Origin of the sequence: Nocardiopsis sp. CNS-639, from assembly GCF_000381685.1 — a bacterium.
Lineage (GTDB): Bacteria > Actinomycetota > Actinomycetes > Streptosporangiales > Streptosporangiaceae > Nocardiopsis > Nocardiopsis dassonvillei.
The window spans coordinates 343,508-362,598 of sequence record NZ_KB906855.1; the positions used below are offsets into that span (position 1 = coordinate 343,508).

General features: G+C 72.2%; 18 protein-coding genes. 9 read left to right on the plus strand and 9 right to left on the minus strand.

Annotated elements, in window-relative coordinates:
* Nucleotides 1-99: 99 nt before the first annotated feature.
* The 5 genes from G011_RS0104180 to G011_RS0104200 all read right to left on the minus strand — a co-directional run bounded on the left by G011_RS0104180 (nucleotide 100) and on the right by G011_RS0104200 (nucleotide 6,181).
* The gene (locus G011_RS0104180) at nucleotides 100-2,205 is read right to left on the minus strand and encodes an AMP-binding protein (RefSeq protein WP_019607381.1); all 2,106 of its coding nucleotides are present in this window, start codon (nucleotides 2,203-2,205) and stop codon (nucleotides 100-102) included.
* Nucleotides 2,206-2,450: 245 nt separating this feature from the next.
* On the minus strand, nucleotides 2,451-3,764 hold the full coding sequence (locus G011_RS0104185; RefSeq protein ID WP_019607382.1) for a multidrug effflux MFS transporter: 1,314 nt from the start codon (nucleotides 3,762-3,764) through the stop codon (nucleotides 2,451-2,453).
* Between the two features lie 144 nt (nucleotides 3,765-3,908).
* Nucleotides 3,909-4,346 (minus strand): DUF3037 domain-containing protein, encoded by a 438-nt coding sequence (locus G011_RS0104190; protein ID WP_013152991.1) that lies wholly within the window; start codon nucleotides 4,344-4,346, stop codon nucleotides 3,909-3,911.
* Nucleotides 4,343-5,110: a HipA family kinase gene (locus G011_RS0104195; RefSeq protein WP_019607383.1), complete on the minus strand. Its 768-nt coding sequence runs from the start codon at nucleotides 5,108-5,110 to the stop codon at nucleotides 4,343-4,345. Before G011_RS0104195 ends, G011_RS0104190 begins: the two co-directional genes overlap by 4 nt.
* Before the next feature lie 351 nt (nucleotides 5,111-5,461).
* Nucleotides 5,462-6,181 carry a hypothetical protein gene (locus G011_RS0104200; protein ID WP_026338006.1) on the minus strand — a complete coding sequence of 240 codons (720 nt, stop codon included), beginning with the start codon at nucleotides 6,179-6,181 and terminating at the stop codon, nucleotides 5,462-5,464.
* A gap of 150 nt (nucleotides 6,182-6,331) precedes the next feature.
* Between G011_RS0104200 and G011_RS0104205 the strand changes: the two genes are divergently transcribed.
* The 5 genes from G011_RS0104205 to G011_RS0104225 all read left to right on the plus strand — a co-directional run bounded on the left by G011_RS0104205 (nucleotide 6,332) and on the right by G011_RS0104225 (nucleotide 11,033).
* Nucleotides 6,332-7,393 carry a MoxR family ATPase gene (locus G011_RS0104205; protein WP_013152988.1) on the plus strand — a complete coding sequence of 354 codons (1,062 nt, stop codon included), beginning with the start codon at nucleotides 6,332-6,334 and terminating at the stop codon, nucleotides 7,391-7,393.
* A 4-nt stretch (nucleotides 7,394-7,397) separates the two neighbouring features.
* Nucleotides 7,398-8,366, plus strand: coding sequence for a DUF58 domain-containing protein (locus tag G011_RS0104210; RefSeq protein WP_019607384.1), 969 nt, complete (start codon nucleotides 7,398-7,400; stop codon nucleotides 8,364-8,366).
* Between the two features lie 82 nt (nucleotides 8,367-8,448).
* A complete protein-coding gene (locus G011_RS0104215) occupies nucleotides 8,449-9,396 on the plus strand; it encodes a VWA domain-containing protein (RefSeq protein WP_019607385.1) in 948 nt (315 codons plus the stop codon).
* Between the two features lie 141 nt (nucleotides 9,397-9,537).
* A complete protein-coding gene (locus G011_RS0104220; RefSeq protein WP_026338007.1) occupies nucleotides 9,538-10,272 on the plus strand; it encodes an HAD family hydrolase in 735 nt (244 codons plus the stop codon).
* A complete protein-coding gene (locus tag G011_RS0104225; protein ID WP_019607387.1) occupies nucleotides 10,269-11,033 on the plus strand; it encodes an NUDIX hydrolase in 765 nt (254 codons plus the stop codon). The genes G011_RS0104220 and G011_RS0104225 overlap by 4 nt, the downstream gene beginning before the upstream one ends.
* A gap of 177 nt (nucleotides 11,034-11,210) precedes the next feature.
* Here the strand turns inward: G011_RS0104225 and G011_RS0104230 are convergent, their stop codons facing one another.
* Entirely contained in the window at nucleotides 11,211-12,464 is a 1,254-nt protein-coding gene (locus G011_RS0104230) for an erythromycin esterase family protein (RefSeq protein WP_019607388.1), read from the minus strand.
* Between the two features lie 58 nt (nucleotides 12,465-12,522).
* On the opposite strand from G011_RS0104230, the gene G011_RS0104235 reads away from it, so the two are divergent.
* A complete protein-coding gene (locus G011_RS0104235; protein WP_019607389.1) occupies nucleotides 12,523-13,335 on the plus strand; it encodes a TioE family transcriptional regulator in 813 nt (270 codons plus the stop codon).
* An 88-nt stretch (nucleotides 13,336-13,423) separates the two neighbouring features.
* On the opposite strand, the gene G011_RS0104240 is transcribed toward G011_RS0104235, so the two are convergent.
* Nucleotides 13,424-14,350 (minus strand): oxidoreductase, encoded by a 927-nt coding sequence (locus G011_RS0104240; protein ID WP_019607390.1) that lies wholly within the window; start codon nucleotides 14,348-14,350, stop codon nucleotides 13,424-13,426.
* A 95-nt stretch (nucleotides 14,351-14,445) separates the two neighbouring features.
* On the opposite strand from G011_RS0104240, the gene G011_RS0104245 reads away from it, so the two are divergent.
* On the plus strand, nucleotides 14,446-15,021 hold the full coding sequence (locus G011_RS0104245) for a TetR family transcriptional regulator (RefSeq protein WP_019607391.1): 576 nt from the start codon (nucleotides 14,446-14,448) through the stop codon (nucleotides 15,019-15,021).
* A gap of 199 nt (nucleotides 15,022-15,220) precedes the next feature.
* Here the strand turns inward: G011_RS0104245 and G011_RS0104250 are convergent, their stop codons facing one another.
* A complete protein-coding gene (locus G011_RS0104250) occupies nucleotides 15,221-16,492 on the minus strand; it encodes an APC family permease (RefSeq protein WP_019607392.1) in 1,272 nt (423 codons plus the stop codon).
* Between the two features lie 419 nt (nucleotides 16,493-16,911).
* Nucleotides 16,912-17,418, minus strand: a complete 507-nt coding sequence (locus G011_RS30905; protein ID WP_081642916.1) for a dsRBD fold-containing protein — start codon at nucleotides 17,416-17,418, stop codon at nucleotides 16,912-16,914.
* Nucleotides 17,419-17,558: 140 nt separating this feature from the next.
* On the opposite strand from G011_RS30905, the gene G011_RS0104260 reads away from it, so the two are divergent.
* Together G011_RS0104260 and G011_RS0104265 are read left to right on the plus strand one after the other, a co-directional pair.
* A complete protein-coding gene (locus G011_RS0104260) occupies nucleotides 17,559-18,230 on the plus strand; it encodes a class I SAM-dependent methyltransferase (protein WP_019607394.1) in 672 nt (223 codons plus the stop codon).
* Between the two features lie 123 nt (nucleotides 18,231-18,353).
* The gene (locus G011_RS0104265; protein WP_051104316.1) at nucleotides 18,354-18,914 is read left to right on the plus strand and encodes a TrmH family RNA methyltransferase; all 561 of its coding nucleotides are present in this window, start codon (nucleotides 18,354-18,356) and stop codon (nucleotides 18,912-18,914) included.
* Nucleotides 18,915-19,091: the final 177 nt, after the last annotated feature.

A 19,091-nucleotide genomic window follows, 5' to 3' on the forward strand; every position in this document is an offset into this window, starting at 1 on the left:
ACCGGCGCGGCCGCACCGACCGGCCATACACACACCAAAGGCCGCGGCCCAGACCACCCGGCCCGGACCGCGGCCACCGACACCGCCGCCTACTACCCCCTACTGCTGCTCACGCCGCACCCGGTACAACCCGTCGATCTCCTCCGCGAACGCCCGCAACACCGCCTCGCGCCGCAACTCCCCCGACGCGTGCACCAACCCCGACTGCACCGTGAACTCCTCCGCCAACACATGAAACGACCGCACCGCCAGATGACGAGGCACACTCCGATTGGCCTCGTACACCAACCCCTGCACCTCACGCAGCAGCTCACGGTCCCCCGCGATCTCCTCCGGCGCCATCGCCAACGGCCGACCGTTCACCAACCGCCAGTACTCCAACTGGTCACGCACCAACGTCACCAACGCACTCGCGAACGGCCGCCCCTCCACAATCACCAACACCTGGCTGATCAACGGATGAGCACGCAACCGCGCCTCGAACTCCGCCACCAGCTCCGCGTCCCCCCGCTCCACACGCTGGTCCTGCGGCTCCACCACGGCGGGCTCCCCGCCCCCGGCCGGATCCACCGCGGCGAACGCCGCCGTCACCGCCAACATCTCCCCCGAACCCTCATCCGAGGCCGCACCGGGCTCCTGCTCCACCGAAGCCTCCAACGCGCGGCCCTCCAACGCACGCGCATCCCGCCGACGCACACCCTCCTCGGATTCACGCCGCTGCTCCTGCACCGGACGCCCCTCCAGCGCACGCCCCTCAGGCTCCCGCAGCACACGGCCCTCCAACGCAGGCGCCTCATCCGCCCCGCGCGCCACGAACCGCCCCGCCAACTCCTCCGTCGCCGCCTGCACCCGCAACCGGCCCGCCACACTCACGACCCCGTCCGCGTCCACCTCACCCGCGTACCCCGTCGCCAACCACCCCTCACGAAACGCACTCCGCGAGGCCTCACCCTCACCCCAGTACCCCGAGAACACCGCACCGCCGCGCACGTGGATCTCGCCCTCACGCGACACCCATACCTCACGACCCTCCAGGGCACGCCCCACCGTCCCCGGAACCCGGTCCCCCACAGCACCGGCCGTGAACACACCCGCCGCCTCGGCCGTACCGAACGCCTGCACCACCGGAATCCCCACACCACCGAAGAAGGAGTCCAACCGGTCCGACAACCCACCGCCCCAGCACACCGCCAGATGCACCCGGCCACCGAACAACTCCCGCACCCGCGAGAACTGCCAGTCATACATCGTCCGCGACAACCGCTGCCACGCACTCCTGCGCGGCGACCGGTCGAACTGCACCGCCGACTCCACCGCCGCGTTGAACGTGCCCAACGAGTCCCACCCCGTCGAACGCGCACTCCCCCGCTCCACATCGAAGACACCCTGCAACACCCGAGCCGAACACACCAGCACCGTCGGCTTGAACGCCTCCATCTGCCGCATCAACCCCGTCGGGCCCGCCAACCCCACACGCACACGCCCCACCATGCACGCCACCAACGAAGCCAACCCCGAGATCTGCGACAACGGCAGATCCAACAACGTGCTCGCCCGACCCTCAGGCAACTCCGACAACCGCGGCCACATCCGATCCACCACATCCGCCGCAGCCGACAACAACGCCCCGTGCGACAACACCACACCCCGCGTCAACCGCGACACCGTACTCACCGGATACAGCACCACCGCCACATCCTCGGCCACCGCCCCGTCCCGACGAAACCGCACCGACGACGCGTCCATGTACGCACCCAGCGACACCACACCCGCCAGACCCGCGTCCATCCGCCACACCCGACCCAGGTCCGGCAACTCACGCTGCAAACCCGACACCGTGCGCAACAACCGCTCACCCTGCACCACCGCAGCCGCCGGACGCGTCTGCCGCACCACATGCGTCAAACGCTCCGCCGACACCGACTCCGGCAACGGCACCAACACCGCACGCACCGACCACACGGCGAACGCCAACCGCACCCAGTCCTGATGCGACCCCGACACCACCACGATCCGGTCGCCCTCACCCACACCGGCCGCCACCAGACCCTTGGCGACCGCCGTCACCTCCGTGGCGAACCCACCGGCCTTCACCCGCTCCCACCGGCCGCGCTCACCGCGCACGGAGAACACCTCCGCATGGGCCTCCTCCGTGGCCACCCCGTACACCAGGTCGCTCAGCCCGGAAAGACCCCGGGCCCACATACCAGGAGTGACACTCGGACCGCCCATACCCACTCATCCTCTTGCCGCATCGGAAGACAGGCCGAACAGGCCCACCTCAATCGGGGGATTGCGACCTACTGTGCCCATTTCCCCACCACACGGCAACCCGGAACGCAGACCCGCAACGCCCCAGCACACACCACGGCCACAACCCACCCGACCCGGCACCCCCAGGGCCCCGGCACAACCCCCACAGCGCCCGGGCCCACACCACCGAAAAACACTCACCGCACCTTCGTACGCACCGACCACACATACGCCAGCAGCGACAGCACCGCCACCGACACCATCACCACCGCCATACTCACCAACGACGGCTCACCCGTCTCCGTCAGCCCCGCCAGCGACGCCACACCACCGCCCAGCGCGAACTGCAACGCACCCATCAACGCCGAAGCCGTACCCGCCACCGCGGCCGGCTGCCCGTCCAGAGCCGTCACCGTCGCGTTCGGCATGATGAAACCGACACTGAGCATCATCAGCGCGAGCAGCGCCACGACCATCCACAACTGGGCCGCACCCAGCACCGCCAGCACACCCAGCACACCCACCGAGGCAAGAGCCAGCACCAGACCCATCCCCAGCCGCCGCAGCGTCTCCACACGACCCACCAGGAAACCGTTCAGCTGCGTACCCGCCATCATCCCCAGCGCGTTCACCGCGAACAGCCCCGCGTACAACTGCGGCGAGACACCGAACTCCGTCTGCGACACGAACGAGAACGCCGACACGTACGTGAACAACATCCCGAAACTGAGCCCCATCGTCAGCACCGGACCCACAAAACGCGGCTGACGCAGCAGACCACCCACCGTCGCCACCAACTGACGCGGACCCTGCCGACGACGATCCTGCACCGGCAGACTCTCCGGCAACCACACCAACACCAGCACAAAGCTCAGCGCCGACATCACCGCCAGCACCCAAAAACTCAACTGCCACGGACCCACCAGCAGCAACTGCGCACCCGCCAACGGAGCCAACAGCGGAGCCAGCATCATCACCAGCGCCAGACGCGAGAAGAACCGCACCGCGTCATCACCCGCGAACAGGTCACGCACCACCGCACGACCGATCACCGCACCCGCGGCACCGGCCACACCCTGCACGAACCGCAGCACGATGAACAACGTCACGTCCGGCACGAACACGCACAGCACCGACGTCACCGTGAACAGGGCCACGCCCACCAACAGCGGACCACGACGCCCCACGGCGTCACTCAACGGCCCGATCACCAGCTGACCCACGGCCAGGCCCAGCATCATCGCCGTCAGCGTCAGCTGGATCTGCGCCTCGCTCGTCCCCAGATCCCGCGTGATCTGGGGGAAGGCCGGAAGGTACATGTCGGTCGCCAACGGCCCGGTCGCCGTCAGCACACCCAGCACCAGCACCAGCAGCGCCACCGACTTGCGCGAGGGCGTCCAGCGCTCACCCGCCTCCGGCTCGGGGGCGGGGGAAGAAACCGGGACAGGGGAAGAGGACCTCTCGACCGCCTCCCGGTCGGGGACCGCGGAGGGGGAGTTCGGGGACTGCACAGGCACTCCAGTTCAGGAACGGGAAAAGCGCCGGAAGGAAGAACCCCGCCGACGACGGACACTTCCATCCCAACATCCCGACCCCGCGGATCGCCTCCTCTTTATCCCCCAGAACGCCTGTGATGTCCGTTACGACCCGAACGGTTACCTTACGAGCCGGTCCAGCAACCGCACGACCTCGCCCTCCGGATCCTCCGTCAGACCACCGTGGATCGGCCCCGGCTGCACGATCGTGCTCCGCGGAGCCGTCAACCACCGGAACCGCTGACCGGGGCGCTCGCGACCGGCCGCACCCGCCCCCGCGCCACCACGGCACATCACCTCCACCGCCTCCAGCGCACGCCGCACACCCGCCACGTCCGCCTCAGCGTCCACCGCCAGCAACCGCCGCTCGTCCAACGCCGAACGAGCCCCCAGGAACCCCCGTTCCTGGCAGTACACGATCACCCCGGCGTTCACACACTCACCGCGCTCCAACCGCGGCACCACCCGCAACAGCGCGTACTCGAACACCGCACGCTCACGCCGCTCACCCACACGACCGGTCGTCACCGCGTCGCTGTAACGCCTCGGGGCGCTCATCCCGTCACCTCCGGCAGCCAGGAACGCTCGGCCACCCGGGCCAGCAGGTACCGCACATACGCCGCACGCACATCCCCGGGACCGTCGAACCCGGGCTCGTCCACCAGCCACTCGTCCGGCACCAACTCCACCACACGGTGCAGCAGATCCTCATCCACCAAGGGCGCCAGGTCCGCGTCCGCGGCGGCCAGGTCCGGCGACGCACCCGACAGCACGTGGTCGGAGGCGTCGTAGGGGCGGTGCACGAACCGCTCGGCGTTGGCCCAGTTGTGGTGGAAGATCAGCGTCGCACCGTGGTCGATCAGGTAGGGGCGCCCGTGCCACAGCAGCATGTTCGGGTTGCGCCAGGACCGGTCGACGTTGCCGGTCAGCGCGTCGAACCACAGCACCCGCCCGGCGAACCCCCGGTCCACCTCGAAGGTCAGCGGATCGAAGCCCAGCGAACCGGGGAGGAAGTCCATCCCCAGGTTGAGCCCGCCACTGGCCTTGAGCAGCTCCTGCACCTCGGGGTCGGGCTCGCTGCGGCCGATCACCGCGTCGAACTCCGCCGTGACCAGTTCCGGAACGGGCAGTCCCAGGGCGCGGCCCAGCTCCCCCGCGACGACCTCGGCCACGAGCGTCTTGCGCCCCTGCCCCGCCCCGAGGAACTTGACCACGTACATCCCCAGGTCGTCGGCCTCGACCAACCCCGGGAGCGAACCTCCTTCGCGCAGCGGCAGCACGTACCGCGTCGCGACCACCTTTCTCAGCACGCGGACCAGCATAGGCAGCGCACGGAGCGCTCGCGCACCGCCGCCTCGACGGGCCCGCCGCTGAGCCGGACGCACAGGGCCGCGACCCGCCGCCCCTCCACCGCACCGGAACCGCCCCCACTACCGCCACTAAAGGACGCTGAACACGTTCTAGGCAACGTCCCCGTCCGCCGCGACACGCCGAACCGCTTCCGGAAGGGAGATCTGTGAGGAGGGTGCGGCGTAGCCGCGCGATCTCTTGTTTTTTCTCTTTTTGAAGAAAAGAACCGCCATCTGTACGACGTAGATTTTTAATGGGAACGAAGGAGGGGCCCGGCGTCGGAACCGGACCCCTCACGCGTTTCCGAGCCGCACGCCTCCCCGCTAGAGGTTGTCCTCGGGGCTGTCGCCCCACTCGCCGTCGCCCTCCCCCGGCGTGGGCATGACCGGCGTCGGCTCCGCTCCCCCGTCCTCACCGTCGCCCTCCCCCGGGAGCGTCCCCGGCCCCTGCGGGCTCTCCGGGCTCTCCTGCGCCTCGGGGGGCTGCGCCGGGCTGGGCATCTCCGGCGGCGGGAACTGGAGCATCCACCAGTACAGCAGCGACACCAGCAGCAGGATGAGCACCAGCACCAGGCCCAGTCCGCCGATCAGCCACCAGTTGCTCTCCCCCGCCGCCACGGCGCTGTCCCTGCGCCCGGCCCAGGGCGCCCACCGCACCGAGACGGGGCCGCGTGAACCCGCCCAGTGCGGCATCACCACCGGGCCGCGCGCGGCCGCCCTGCCCGAGCGCGCCGCCACCTTGAGGAAGTCCTCCGCCGCCGCGCCCGTCCCGTCGTGGGCGAGGGCCACCCACAGCGCCGACCGCCCGTGCGTGCGGGCCGCGACCACGTCGGGGCTGCGGCGCACCGCCTCGGCGAACCGCTCGCGCGCGCCGCCGTCACCCGCGGCGCCGGAGTCGAGCACGGCGACGCTCACCCGGTTCCCGGACCCGTCCCTGCCCAGGTAGACCACGCCGAGGGAGGAGTCGCGCACCCGCCCCAGCAGGCGGTAACCGCCCAGTTGACGTGGATCACCCTCGTTCAGCCCCATCGTGGGAACCGCCATGTCATCCCCCTTGCCCTCCACTCCGGCCGTCCGCTTCGCCGCGTTGTGTACCGGACTGGTGCCCGCGAAACGGGTAGTGTCACCACAGGTGAGTGATCCACAACCTATCCGGTGCCCCCGCGTCGGGGCTCCCTGCTAGGAAGGCGGCACATGGCAGAGAGCGGAAACGGCTCAGCGCCCTCCGCGGGCCCGGACAGCGCTCCGGGCGAACCGACCCGGCTGCTGCGCGCCGCGCTGCACGAGGTGTCCAGGGTGATCGTGGGCCAGGAGCGCATGGTGGAGCGCTCCCTGATCGCCCTGGTCGCGGGAGGGCACTGCCTGATCGAGGGCGTACCCGGAATCGCCAAGACCCTGGCGGTGTCCACCCTGGCCAAGGTCACCGGGGGTTCGTTCGCCCGTGTGCAGTTCACCCCGGACCTGGTGCCCTCCGACATCGTCGGCACGCGCATCTACCATCCCTCCACCGAGCAGTTCGACGTGGAGCTGGGGCCGGTCTTCGCCAACTTCGTGCTCGCCGACGAGATCAACCGGGCCCCGGCCAAGGTGCAGTCGGCCCTGCTGGAGGTCATGGCCGAGCGGCAGGTGTCCCTCGGCGGGACCACCCACCCGCTCCCCTCCCCGTTCATCGTCATCGCCACACAGAACCCGGTGGAGTCCGAGGGCGTGTACCCGCTGCCCGAGGCCCAGCGCGACCGGTTCCTGATGAAGGTCAACGTCCGCCATCCGCGCGCGCACGAGGAGATGGAGATCCTGCGCCGGATGTCGACCACCCCGCCCACCGCGCACCAGGTGCTCGACCCCGTCACCCTGAGCGAGCTGCAGTCCGACGCCCAGCGCGTCCACGTCCACCAGCTCATCGCCGACTACGTGGTGCGGCTGGTCATGGCCACGCGCGAGCCGGAGAACCACCAGATGCCGGACCTGCGCCAGGTGCTGGAGATGGGGGCCAGCCCCCGCGCCACCCTGGGGCTGGTCTCGGCCGCGCGGGCCCTGGCCCTGCTGCGCGGGCGCGACTACGTGCTCCCCGACGACGTGCGGGTGCTCGCCCACGACGTCATCGCCCACCGCCTGGTGCTGACCTTCGACGCCCTGGCCGACGGGATCACCGCCGAACAGGTGGTGGACCGCATCCTGTCGACCGTGCTGGCGCCGCGGGTGATCTGGGACGAGCCGCCCAGCGGGGAGACCGCCTCCTTCGCCTCCGCGAGGTGAGCCGGTGAACGCACCCGCCATCGGTACCGACCCCCGGCTGCGCGCCGCGCTGCGCCGTCTGGACCTGCGCATCGTGCACCGCCTGGAGGGGCTGCTGCACGGTGAGCACCTCGGGCTGCGCCTGGGGCCCGGCTCGGAGGCGGCCGAGGCGCGCCTGTACCAGCCGGGCGAGGACGACGTGCGGCTCATGGACTGGTCGGTGACCGCGCGCACCGACACCCCGCACGTGCGCGACCTGGTCGCCGACCGCGAGCTGGAGAGCTGGACCCTGCTGGACCTGTCGCCGAGCATGGACTTCGGCACGGGCCTGCGCTCCAAGCACGAGGTGGCGGTCGGGGCGATGGTCGCGGCCAACCTCCTCACCCAGCGGGTGGGCGACCGCTTCGGCGCCCACTTCCTGCACCGGGGCACGATTCGGCGCTGGCCCGCGCGTTCGGGCAAGGAGGCCCTGCTGGCGCTGCTGGCCACGGTGGCCGCGGCGCCGACCGGTGACGAGCGCGAGCCCTCGCCGCACCGGGTGTCCCTGGCCGACGCCATCGGTGACCTGGTGCGGGTGCGCCGCAGGCGCGGCCTGCGGGTGGTGATCTCCGACTTCCTGGACACCCCCGCCTTCGGCGGCGAGGTGACCTGGGAGCGCCCCCTGCGCCAGTTGGCCGCGCGCCACCAGGTGCTGGTGGTGGAGGTGATCGATCCGCGCGAGCTGGACATACCCGAGGTGGGCGACGTGACGCTGCGCGATCCGGGCACGGGCATGGTGCGCGACGTGCGGCTGACGCGGGCGGTGCGCGAGCGCTACCGTCAGGCGGCCGAGGGGCAGCGCCGCGCGGTGCGCGACGCGCTGCGCCGGTGCGGGGTGCACCACCTGATGCTACGGACGGACCGGGACTGGGTACTGGATACGGCACGCTTCGTTATCCACCAGAGGCGTACCGCGCACCACCTGGCCCGCCACACTCCGGGAACGCCCCGGTGAGCGCGGCGGGCCCCACCGAGGAACCGAACGAGGGCGCGGGCGCGGACCCGCGGGACAGAGCCGAGGCACGGGGGATTGAGTCATGACCTTCCTGGAGCCCCAGAGGTTGTGGTGGCTGCTCCTCGTCGTCGTACTGGTCGCCGCGTACGTGTTCGCGCAGACCCGGCGGCGCGAGTACACGATGCGCTTCACCAACCTGGCGTTGCTGAACCAGGTGGCGCCGCACCGCCCGGACGTGCGCAGGCACGTGCCGGCGGTGCTGTTCACGGTGACGATCGGGGTGCTGATCGCCTCGATGGCGCTGCCGGCGATGCCGGTGCAGCAGCCGCGTGAGCGGGCGACGATCATGGTGGCGGTGGACGTGTCGCTGTCGATGGCGGCCAACGACATCGACCCCAACCGGCTGGAGGCGGCCAAGAAGTCGGCCCAGGGGTTCGTGGAGACGCTGCCGGACCGGTTCAACGTGGGCCTGGTGGCCTTCTCCTCGACGGCGACGGTGGTCTCCTCCCCCACCCATGACCACCAGGCGGTGATCGGCTCGATCGAGAACCTCCAGCTGGGTCCGGGCACGGCGATCGGCGAGGGGGTGTTCGCCTCGCTGGAGTCGATCAGCAGTTTCGACGAGGACGCGGACGTGGACCCGCCGCCGTCGGCGATCGTGCTGCTCTCGGACGGGGAGAACACCAGTGGCCGCGACATCTCGCAGGCCGTGGCCATGGCGGCGGAGCAGGAGGTCCCGGTCTCCACGATCGCGTTCGGCACGGGCGCGGCGATGATCGAGATCGACGGCTACCAGGTGCCCGCCGACATCGACAAGGAGGCGCTGCGCGGTCTGGCCTCGGACACCGGGGGGCATTTCTACGAGGCGGAGAGCGAGACGGAGCTGGACGAGGTCTACGAGGACATCGGCTCGTCGCTGGGCACCGAGCTGGTGCACGAGGAAATCGTCACACGTTTCGTGCTGGCGGCGATCGTCCTGGCGATGGCCACCGCCGTGACGTCACTCCTGTGGTTCCAGCGGCTCCCGTGAGCGGGAGGGGGTCCGCGGACCCCCTCCCGCACGGGTATCGGGTGACGTGGGCCACATCCCTTTAGGTGGGGTTTACACCGTTCCTGTTATGTCCACGGGTTAGCGTGGGCATGTTTTGTCCTGCCCATCACATGAGGAACGATGCCGAACACACCCGCAGTGCCGACGGCGATCTGCTTTGACCTGGACGACACCCTGATCGACGATCTCGCCGCGTCGTCCACGGGGCTCCGCGCGGTCATGGACCGGCTCGGCCACCCGGACTTCGGAGCGGCCCGCAGTCTGTGGGACGTGCAGACCGAGATCTCCTTCGGTTCCTACCTGCGCGGACGCCTGAGCCTGGAGCAGCAGCGCCGCGAGCGGATCCGGGCCCTGGCCGTCCAGGCCGGTCACCCCGACCTCGCCGACCAGCACTGCGACGAGTTGTACCGGATCTACCTGGAGGCCCACCGCTCGGCGTGGCAGGTCTTCCCCGACGCGATCCCGGCGCTGAACGCGCTGGCCTCGGCCGGATACCGCCTGGCCGTGGTGACCAACGGCATCGAGTCCCTCCAGCACGCCAAGCTCCAGTCCATGGAGCTGGCCCCCTACTTCCACGCCGTGGTGTGCACCGACACGGTCGGAACGGGCAAGCCGGACCCGCGCATCTTCCACACCGCCGCCCAGCGCCTGGGTGTGGACCCCACCGCGTGCTGGCACGTGGGGGACCAGATCCAGGCCGACGGCGTGGGCGCCGCCGCCGCGAGCATGCGCCCGATCATGATCGACCGCCGGGGCCACCAGCGGTTCGAGTCGGTGACCACCATCGCCAACCTGGACGAACTGCTGCGTCTGGTGGGCCTGCCCAGCGCGGCCCCCGCCGCCGGATCGCTGTGACCGCCTCCCCGGGCGCTCCGGGGCGGCGCGTCACCGCGCACCTGGTCACCGCCGGTGCGCCCGCGGTGCTCGGGGCTCGCGTGCTGTTCGGCCAGGACCCCGCGGACGTGGTCCGCGGCCTGGGCGGCCTGGCCCCGGACGCTCCCCTGCGCGCGCTGGACGTGCTCACCGAGCTGGCGTCCACGCCCGGCGGCGCCCCGCTGCACATCGACCGGGTGGTGTTCGCCGGGGCCGGAGCGGAGGCCTCCTGGCCCTCGGCCGCGAGCGCCGGTCTGCGGCCCTCCCCCGCCGAACTGGCCGTGGAGGAGGCCGCGCCCGAGAACGGGCTGACGCCGCTGCGCCGGTTCGCCTCCTACGGGATCGTCACCGACCCCGACGGCAACGTGCTGCTGAGCCTGATCGCCGAGGGGTTCCCCGGCGCCGGGACCTGGCACCTGCCGGGCGGCGGCGTGGACGCGGGCGAGGACGTGCGGGCCGCGCTGCGCCGCGAGGTGGTCGAGGAGACCGGCCAGGACGGCCTGGTGGGAGAGCTGGTCACCGTGTCCAGCCACCGCCGTGAGGGCTCCGGCGGCCACGACATCTACGCGGTGTGGGCGTTCTTCCGCGTCCTGGTCCGCGACCCGGGTCCGGCCCGGGTACTGGAGGAGAGCGGCTCGACCGCCGACGCGCGCTGGTTCGCCCCCGGTGAGGTCGCCGGGCTGCGGCTGTCCACCACGGCCCGGCGCGGTCTGGCCTACCTGGGCCTGTCCGGCACGGCCTGAGCCCTCGGCCGGGCACCGGCTCCCCCGCGGTGCCCGAACAGGACCGCCGCGGACGCCGTGATCTCGTGTTCGTCGCGGCAGCCGTTTGGCAGCAAGGCGGCCGAACGCGCCCCAGGTACAGGATCACCGCAGGTCGGAGCCTCGTGCGTCGCACCGGCGACCCCACCGGGCGGACCGTCAGCTCTGCCGGAGGTCCCTGACGAACACGATCCCGTCGCTGTCGGCCAGACGGGCCGGGTCGAGCGGGGCGTAGCCGAACCAGGGGGACACACGGGGTGCGGGGCTCGCGCCGTCCAGGTCCGCGGCCAGCCGGGGCGCGTCGACCACGCAGCGCTCCTCCCCGAGGGCGTACAGGAGGCCCTCGACGGTGTCCGGGGGCGGGGTGTCCACGCCCCGGTGCCGGATCGTGCCCAGGGCCGTGGCCAGGAAGGCGTACTCGGGCCCCAGGCGGGCGCCCGCGATCGCCCCGGCGCCCCACCAGTCCAGCGGCGGCCCGCCCATCCGCATCGTGCTCATGCCGCGCTGGAGGTGGGAGTTGTGGGCGTGGACCAGCACCGGGCCCCGCTCGGCGAGGGCGAAGAGGTTGTCGGCCATCATCTGGTCGCGCAGGCCCAGCAGCCGCGTCATCCTGCTCGGTGAGGTGTCGACCGTCATGCCCAGATCCTCCAGCCGCGTCATGCGACGCGAGGAGGTGTCGGCCATCCAGAAGTGGTAGCGCAGCAGGCCGGTGGCGGTGCGCCCGTACAGGCGCGCCCGGTCCCAGTCCTCGCGCGAGGTCGCCGAGACCAGGCGCGGCGTGTGCGCGTCGAGCAGCGCCGCCAGGTCGTCGGCGAGCATGCGCAGCTCCCGGACCTCGTCCGAGCGCCCCACGGACTCGGCCGGGTCCAGCATCGCGTCGGGGTTGGTCCACCGCGCGTCGTCGCCGACCAGGCGGTCCAGGGTCCGCGCGTCGCACGGGAGCTGGTCCGCCTCCACCCAGCGCGCGAGGTAGTCGTGGAGCGCGGTCAGGGCCCGCCGGGGGCTCTGGGCGCCGGTGATCTCCAGCGGGCCGTCGAAACCGGCGAAGCGCACCTGCTCGGCGGCGGGCCTGCCGTCGTTGTGGGCGCGCATCCAGCGTACGAGTTCGCGGTTGGCCGCCGACGCGCCGAACCCGTGGCTGAACCCGTGCTCCATGGCCTCGTCGAGGGTGCCCGTGCCCGAGGTGACGTACGCGTCCACGGCCAGGCCCGCCAGACAGTCGCTCTCGACGGCGATCGTCCGGTAGCCCTCCTGCTCGACGAGCTGGCGGAAGAGCCCGTTGCGCAGGTCCAGCAGGGCGTCCTCCCCGTGGGTGGGCTCGCCCAGGGCGAGCAGTCGCGGCCGGGTCGGGAGCAGCCCCATGACGGCGGCGGCCTCGAAGGTGTGTGCGGTGATCGTGGTGCCAGTGTCCATACCTTCAACGGTATCGTTGAAGTAACGGTTGAGACTTTTCCGGTACAGCGGCGGGGATATGGCTAAGAACCTTCAAAGCGGTGATCGGCTCAGGCCGATCGACCTGGCGCGCGGGCACGGCCTGTCCACGCAGGCGGTCAGGAACTACGAGGAGGACGGGATCCTTCCGGCGGCCGACCGCACGCGCCACGGCTACCGCACCTACACCCCGCTGCACGCGCGGGCCCTGAGCGCGTTCGTGACCCTGATACCCGGCCACGGCCACCAGGGGGCGGCTTCGATCATGCGGGCGGTGAACGGGGGCCGGGTGGATGAGGCGCTGCGCCTCATCGACGAGGGCCACGCCCAACTCCTGGACGACCGGCGGACCCTGCGGGCCGTGGAGGAGGCGCTGCGCGGCCTGGAGACCGGCGCGCGGCCCCGGTCCGCCGACCGGATCGCATCCGGTGGGCGGACCGGCTCCGGTGGGCGAGCCGGGGCGGCTCCGCCCCCACGACCGGCCGAGGAGCCCGGGACGGCGGAGCCCGGCGCCACGTTCATCGGGCCGCTGGCGGGCAGGCTCGGCGTCCGGCCCGCGACGCTGCGCGCCTGGGAGCGCGCCGGGCTGGTGCGGCCCCGCCGCGACCCGCGGACCGGGTACCGCGTCTACGGCGGGGCCGACGTGCGCGACGCCCTGCTGGTCCACCAGCTCAGGCGGGGCGGTTACCTCCTGGAGCAGATCGCCCCGCTGATCGCCCAGGTGCGCTCGGCCGGCGGGCTGGAGCCGTTGGAGGGCGCGCTGCGCGACTGGCGCGCCCGGCTGTCCGCGCGCGGGCGGGCGATGCTGGCCGGGGCCGCCGAGCTGGAGGCGTACCTGCGCGAGCGCGGATGAGGCCCCGGCCGACGGCCGGAGTGCGCTGCGAGAGCAGCGGCACCGTCGGGCACGGGGAGCCGCCCGGCCGCACCGTGCGGCGCGGGGGTCAGGTCCGCGGGACCGGGAACGTGACCCCGGTCAGCCGTTCGCTCTCACGCCACAGCCGGGAACCCTGCTCGGGACTGTCGGCCCCGGCGGGCAGGGGGGTCGGCTCGGGGGTCCCGGAGGTCTGGTCCCGTCCGGCGGGACCGAGGAAGGCGCCGTTGGCGGCCGCGGCGTGGGTCGCGCCGTACAGGGAGGGCCAGGCGGCGCCCTCGGGTGAGCCCATCAGGGTGCGCGCGGCCAGGGCGACGAACAGCCGCCCCGCCCGCCCCGCGGACGTGTGGCGCTGCAGGTTGGTGACGGCCGAACCCGGGTGCACGGCCAGGGCGCGGTGCGCGCTGTTGTCGAGGCGGCGGGCGAGTTCCCGGGTGAAGACGATGTTGGCGCGCTTGGACTTGGCGTACGCGCCCATCGGGCGGTAGCGCTGTTCGCTCATCAGGTCGGTGAGGTCGCCTGAGCGCCAGGTGGCGGCGATGGCGCTGACCGTGACGATCCGCGCGGCCACCGAACGCGTCAGGGCGGGCATCAGATGGGCGGTCAACGCGAAGTGGCCGAGGTGGTTCGTGCCGACGGTCAGTTCGAGGCCGTCACGGGTGGTGCGGCGTTCGGGGACGTTCATGACTCCGGCGTTGTTGACGAGGATGTCGATCGTCTCCTCGGCGGCGAGCGGGGCCGCCGCGTCGCGGATCGCGGCCAGGTCGCCGAGGTCGAGCTCCACGGTCTCCAGGCGCGCGCCGGGCACGTCGGCACGCAGGCGGGCGGCGGCTTCGACCAGCGCGTCCGGACGGCGCCCGGTGAGCAGGACACGGGCGCCGTGCCGGGCCAGGACCCGGGCGGTGCGGTAGCCGATGCCGCTGTTGGCGCCGGTGATCAGAGCGGTCCGGCCGTCGAGCGGCGGAATGTCGGCGGGAGTCCAGTGCTGCGCGGTCATCACACACCTCTTAAATGAATGTTCATTTATCACGCTCAGCATGCTCACGCGAGGCGGGTTTGTCAAATGAACGTTCATTAAGGGAGGATGGGGGCATGGCAACGCGCGATCCCGACCGCAAACGGCAGCAGTTGATGGAAGCGGCCCTGGCCGAGTTCGCCGAGTACGGCGTGGCCGGCGCCCGGGTGGACCGGCTCGCCAAACGCGCCGGCATCAGCCCCGGCCTCGTGTACTCGTTCTTCGCCGGCAAGGAGGGCCTGTTCGAGGCCGTCCACGAGGCGATCGTCGAGCAGACGGTGGGCGCCGTGCCCATCGACGCCGACGACCTGCCCGGATACGCCGGCCGCCTGCACGACGCCGCGGCACAGCACCCGCAGGTCATGCGGTTCCTCACGTGGTACGCGCTCGAACGCGCGGAACGACCGGTCTCCGAGATCGTCGCCCGCTCCATGGACGAGAAGATCACGGCCATCGAGGCGGCACAGCGGAGCGGCACCGTCAGATCCGACAGACCGGCCGGTGAGATCCTCGCCCTGGTCCTGACGCTGGCCAACATGTGGCAGCACCACACCGAGGACGTCGGCCACCTCGTCACCGACGCGCAGCGACGCGCTATCGTCACCGACGCCGTACGCCGCCTGGTCACCCCGGAGGAGCCCCCTCGTGGTTGACCACGCCACGGCGGCCCGTCGGCGGGGCTGACCGCCCGCGAGAGCGCGGGCCAGGTCCGCTCCGGACACACCAGCACACCGGCCGCGACCGGAGCGGCGCTAGGTGTTCGTCGCCGAACGCGGTGCCTTCGGCCGCGACTTCACCGCGGAGGAACCCGCGCTCCACCCCTCCGGGCCGGCGTGTTCCCCGCCCGCACTCCTAGAAGCGCAGGTCGAAGCGCTCGCGCAGCCACCACAGCCCGGCTCCCACCGCCAGGACCGCCATGCCGGTGATGACCGTGGGCAGCGGCAGGCTGCACGCCAGCACGACGCAGCCGCCCAGCCCGGTCAGCGGCACCAGCAGCGGCGGGCGGGGCTCGTCGGGGCCCAGGCGCAGCGCCGAGGCGTTGGTGATGGCGTAGTAGACCAGCACGCCGAAGGCGGAGAAGGCGATCGCGCCGCGCAGGTCGGTGACCAGGACCAGGGCGATGACGACGGCGCCGACCAGCAGCTCGGCGCGGTGGGGCACCCCGTGGCGCTCGTGGACCGAGGCCAGGGAGCGGGGCAGGTGTCCGTCGGCGGCCATCGCGGCGGTGGTGCGCGAGACCCCGAGGATGAGGGAGAGCAGGGCGCCCAGGCTGGCCACGGCCGCGCCCGCGACCACCACGGGGGCCAGCCAGTCGAACCCGGCCACCCGGACGGCGTCGACCATCGGGGTGTCGGTGGTGGACAGGCGCTCGCGGCCCAGCACGATCAGCAGTCCGGTGCCGATGACGAGGTAGAGCACCAGCACGCCGCCCAGGGAGATGTTGACCGCGCGGGGGATCGTGGTCCGGGGGTCGCGGACCTCGCCGCCCAGCGTGGCCACCCTGGCGTACCCGGCGAAGGCGAAGAAGATCATCCCGGCCGCGCCGAGCACACCGAAGGAGCCGGGCCAGGGCCCCAGGCCCTCCACCTGGGCGACGGCGGCCAGGCGCCCGCTGAGGAGCATGGCAACGCACACGGCGGCCAGGACCGCCAGGACCGCGGCCAGCAGGATCTTGATGACCATCGTGGAGCGCTGGATCCCGCGGTAGTTGAGCGCGGTGAGCGCGACCACGGTGGCCGCCGCCAGGGCCTTCTCCCAGCCGGGGAGGAGGTAGGCACCGAAGGTCAGCGCCATGGCCGCGCAGGAGGCGGTCTTGCCGACCACGAAGGACCAGCCCGCCAGGTAGCCCCACAGGTCGCCCAGGCGCTCGCGGCCGTAGACGTAGGCGCCGCCGGACTCGGGGTGGCGGGCGGCGAGCCTGGCCGAGGAGACGGCGTTGCAGTAGGCGACGATCCCCGCGATGAGGATGGCCACGGGCAGCCAGGCGCCCGCGCCGAGCGCCGCCGGGGCGAAGACGGTGAACACCCCGGCGCCGAGCATCGCGCCCGCGCCGATGGCGACGGCGTCGACGGTGCCCAGGACGCGGGCGGGTCTGGCCTGGGGGCCGGAGGAGGAGGTGGTCAACGGGTCTCCCTTGCGTGAGTACTCCCGGCTCGCGCCGGGCGGCAACGCTCCCTTCCCCGGACGCCTCCGGTAAAGCACAGCGGTACCTCGGGACGTGACGGCGGACCTCGTGTGCCCGGCTGGCGCACCCTCCCCCGTCGCGTCCTGACCGGACACGACGCGGGGTCCCGGCGCTTCGGGGGCCGGGGCTCGGCTGCGCCGCCGGGGCGGCGGTCGTGTCCGACTTCCGAGTGTGCCCGATCCCGGTGACCACCGGGAGCAGTCCGGCCATGACGAAGGTGGCCGGTATCGGTCCGTACGGTGTCCACGCGGTGGCGCGGCCCGCCCCGGCGCAGCGCGGCGGGCCCGGAACGGCCCCCGCCGTTCCGGGCCCGCGCCCGCTCCCGTCCCCCGCGGTCGGCCGCGGGGCCGCCACCGGTTCAGGTGGGGCGCCAGGGCGTTCCGGTGTTGTCGGTGATGTCCTCCGCCGCGACCTGACGGAGCTGGCGCGAGAGGTCGGACAGGGCGCGCGAGACCGCGAGCTCCTCACCGATCTCGGGGACGTCCAGGTCCGTGGGGTGCTTGCGGGCCATCCCGTGTCCCCGCAGCGCCGTCCCGTCGTCGGCGACCAGGCCGACCTCGGCCCAGGTGCGCGCGCTGTCGCCCTCGTTCTCCTCGGCGACGACGACGTCGACGTTCCAGCGCTTGGTCGTCTGCATGGCATCGGCCCCCTCTGCGTTGGCGCCCGTGCAGCCGGGCGGGTGTTCGATGTGCGCGTCCGGACCCGGGTAGACCAGGTCGTCGTGGCCCTGTTCGGCGCCGGCCCAGTGGACCCGGTAGGGGGGCTCCCCGTCGGACCCCCCGATACCGGTGACGACGCCCGTCCTGCGGTGGGCGTCGGCGCGCGGGCTCTCGACCACCAGCTGGTCCCCTACGTGTGCTCGCATGGGTTCCCCCGCAAACGTCGGCTACCTCCATCTTCGGCACCCCGGCGCCCCACGGCGCCGGGGTTGGACCTTTGTTGGCGTGGGGCTGGAAGGTTTTTGCCGTGTGCCGTGGCCGGGGCCGCCCCTGGTAGCGTCACGGCGTGGCTCAGCACTACTTCGACTCCGATCCGGGCGCCGCCAGCCGCCCCTCCACCGCCGACCTGGTCCTGCCGGACCTGCACCTGCGGCTGCGCACCGACCGGGGCGTGTTCTCCCCCGACAAGGTCGACCTCGGCACGCGGGTGCTGCTGGAGTCGGTCCCGCCGCCGCCCGAGGGCGGGCGCCTGCTCGACCTGGGCTGCGGCTACGGGCCCATCGCCCTGACGATGGCCTCACGCGCGCCGGGGGCGCGGGTGCTGGGCGTGGACGTCAACGCGCGGGCCGTGGGGCTGGCGCGGCGCAACGCCGCCGAGCACGGGCTGGACAACGCGCGGTTCGCGGTGGTGGGGCCCGAGGGCGGGCTGTCGGTGGAGCAGGGCCCGTCCGGGGAGGACGCGCCGGCCAGGGAGGACGTGGCCGCCCAGGACCTGCTGGGCCCCTTCGCCGCGGTGTGGTCCAACCCGCCCATCCGGGTGGGCAAGGGCGTGCTGCACTCCATGCTGCGCACGTGGCTGGGGCGGCTCACCCCCGAGGGCGTCGCCCACCTCGTGGTCCAGCGCCACCTGGGCTCGGACTCGTTGCAGAAGTGGCTGGACGAGCAGGGTCTGCCCGCCGAACGGGTGTCCTCCCGGGCGGGTTTCCGGGTGCTCGCGGTGCGCCGTTCCGTGGCTTGACGCGGCTTTTGCCGCAGTGTGTCACGGGTCATGCGTGCGCCCACGCACGGTGACCTGTACTCTGTGGCGAACAGATGGCCTCCGGGACCAGCCCGGGAACACCCGCCGAGGAAAACACCGCAGTTGAGCACGCAGTTGCGTCCCACGGACGTCAAACGCCTGAACCGCCAGTGGCGCAGGCGCACCGAGGGGCGACTCGCCCTTCTCGTCGAATCGGTCACCCAGCCCTACAACCTGGGCTCGATCCTGCGCACGGCTGCGACCTTCGGTGTCGACCAGCTCTGGTTGACCGGCAACAGCGCCGACCCCGACGACCCCAAGGTCGGCAAGACCGCCCTGGGCACCGCCGCCAAGGTCGAGCACACCCGGATGGCCTCCACCGCCGACGCCCTGGCCGCCGCACGCGCGGACGGGTACCGGGTGGTCGCGGTCGAGCTGGCCTCCGGCGCGCTCCCGCTGCACGCGGCCCCCCTGGAGCCGGACGTGTGCCTGGCCGTGGGCGCCGAGGACCACGGATGCTCCCCCGCCCTGCTGGCGGGCGCGGACGCCGTCACCTACGTTCCCCAGATCGGACGGGTGGGATCGCTCAACGTGGCCGTGGCCACCGCGATCGCTCTCTCCGAGGCCCGCCGCCGGGAGTGGGCCGGGCTCGGCGGGGAGGCCGACGCCCCCGCCGGGAGCTGACCGCTCCGAAACATCCGCCGCCGGGGAACAACCGCCCCAGGCCGATCGTCTTTATCCCTGGTAGTCACATATCACCACAAAGCGCAACAGGCGCAGAGAGAGGAACAGTGGACCCGTCCCGAAGTACCGGCAGCGTCCTGAACGGACGCTGCGACACAGACGACGAGCCCCCTTCTA

Bases quoted from the DNA above. Each gene is read 5' to 3' on its own strand.
- G011_RS0104180 (WP_019607381.1), bottom strand. From the start codon at position 2,205: ATGTGGGCCCGGGGTCTTTCCGGGCTGAGCGACCTGGTGTACGGGGTG.
- G011_RS0104190 (WP_013152991.1), bottom strand. From the start codon at position 4,346: ATGAGCGCCCCGAGGCGTTACAGCGACGCGGTGACGACCGGTCGTGTG.
- G011_RS0104195 (WP_019607383.1), bottom strand. From the start codon at position 5,110: ATGCTGGTCCGCGTGCTGAGAAAGGTGGTCGCGACGCGGTACGTGCTG.
- G011_RS0104200 (WP_026338006.1), bottom strand. From the start codon at position 6,181: ATGGCGGTTCCCACGATGGGGCTGAACGAGGGTGATCCACGTCAACTG.
- G011_RS0104205 (WP_013152988.1), top strand. From the start codon at position 6,332: ATGGCAGAGAGCGGAAACGGCTCAGCGCCCTCCGCGGGCCCGGACAGC.
- G011_RS0104215 (WP_019607385.1), top strand. From the start codon at position 8,449: ATGACCTTCCTGGAGCCCCAGAGGTTGTGGTGGCTGCTCCTCGTCGTC.
- G011_RS0104220 (WP_026338007.1), top strand. From the start codon at position 9,538: ATGCCGAACACACCCGCAGTGCCGACGGCGATCTGCTTTGACCTGGAC.
- G011_RS0104230 (WP_019607388.1), bottom strand. From the start codon at position 12,464: ATGGACACTGGCACCACGATCACCGCACACACCTTCGAGGCCGCCGCC.
- G011_RS0104235 (WP_019607389.1), top strand. From the start codon at position 12,523: ATGGCTAAGAACCTTCAAAGCGGTGATCGGCTCAGGCCGATCGACCTG.
- G011_RS0104240 (WP_019607390.1), bottom strand. From the start codon at position 14,350: ATGACCGCGCAGCACTGGACTCCCGCCGACATTCCGCCGCTCGACGGC.
- G011_RS0104245 (WP_019607391.1), top strand. From the start codon at position 14,446: ATGGCAACGCGCGATCCCGACCGCAAACGGCAGCAGTTGATGGAAGCG.
- G011_RS30905 (WP_081642916.1), bottom strand. From the start codon at position 17,418: ATGCGAGCACACGTAGGGGACCAGCTGGTGGTCGAGAGCCCGCGCGCC.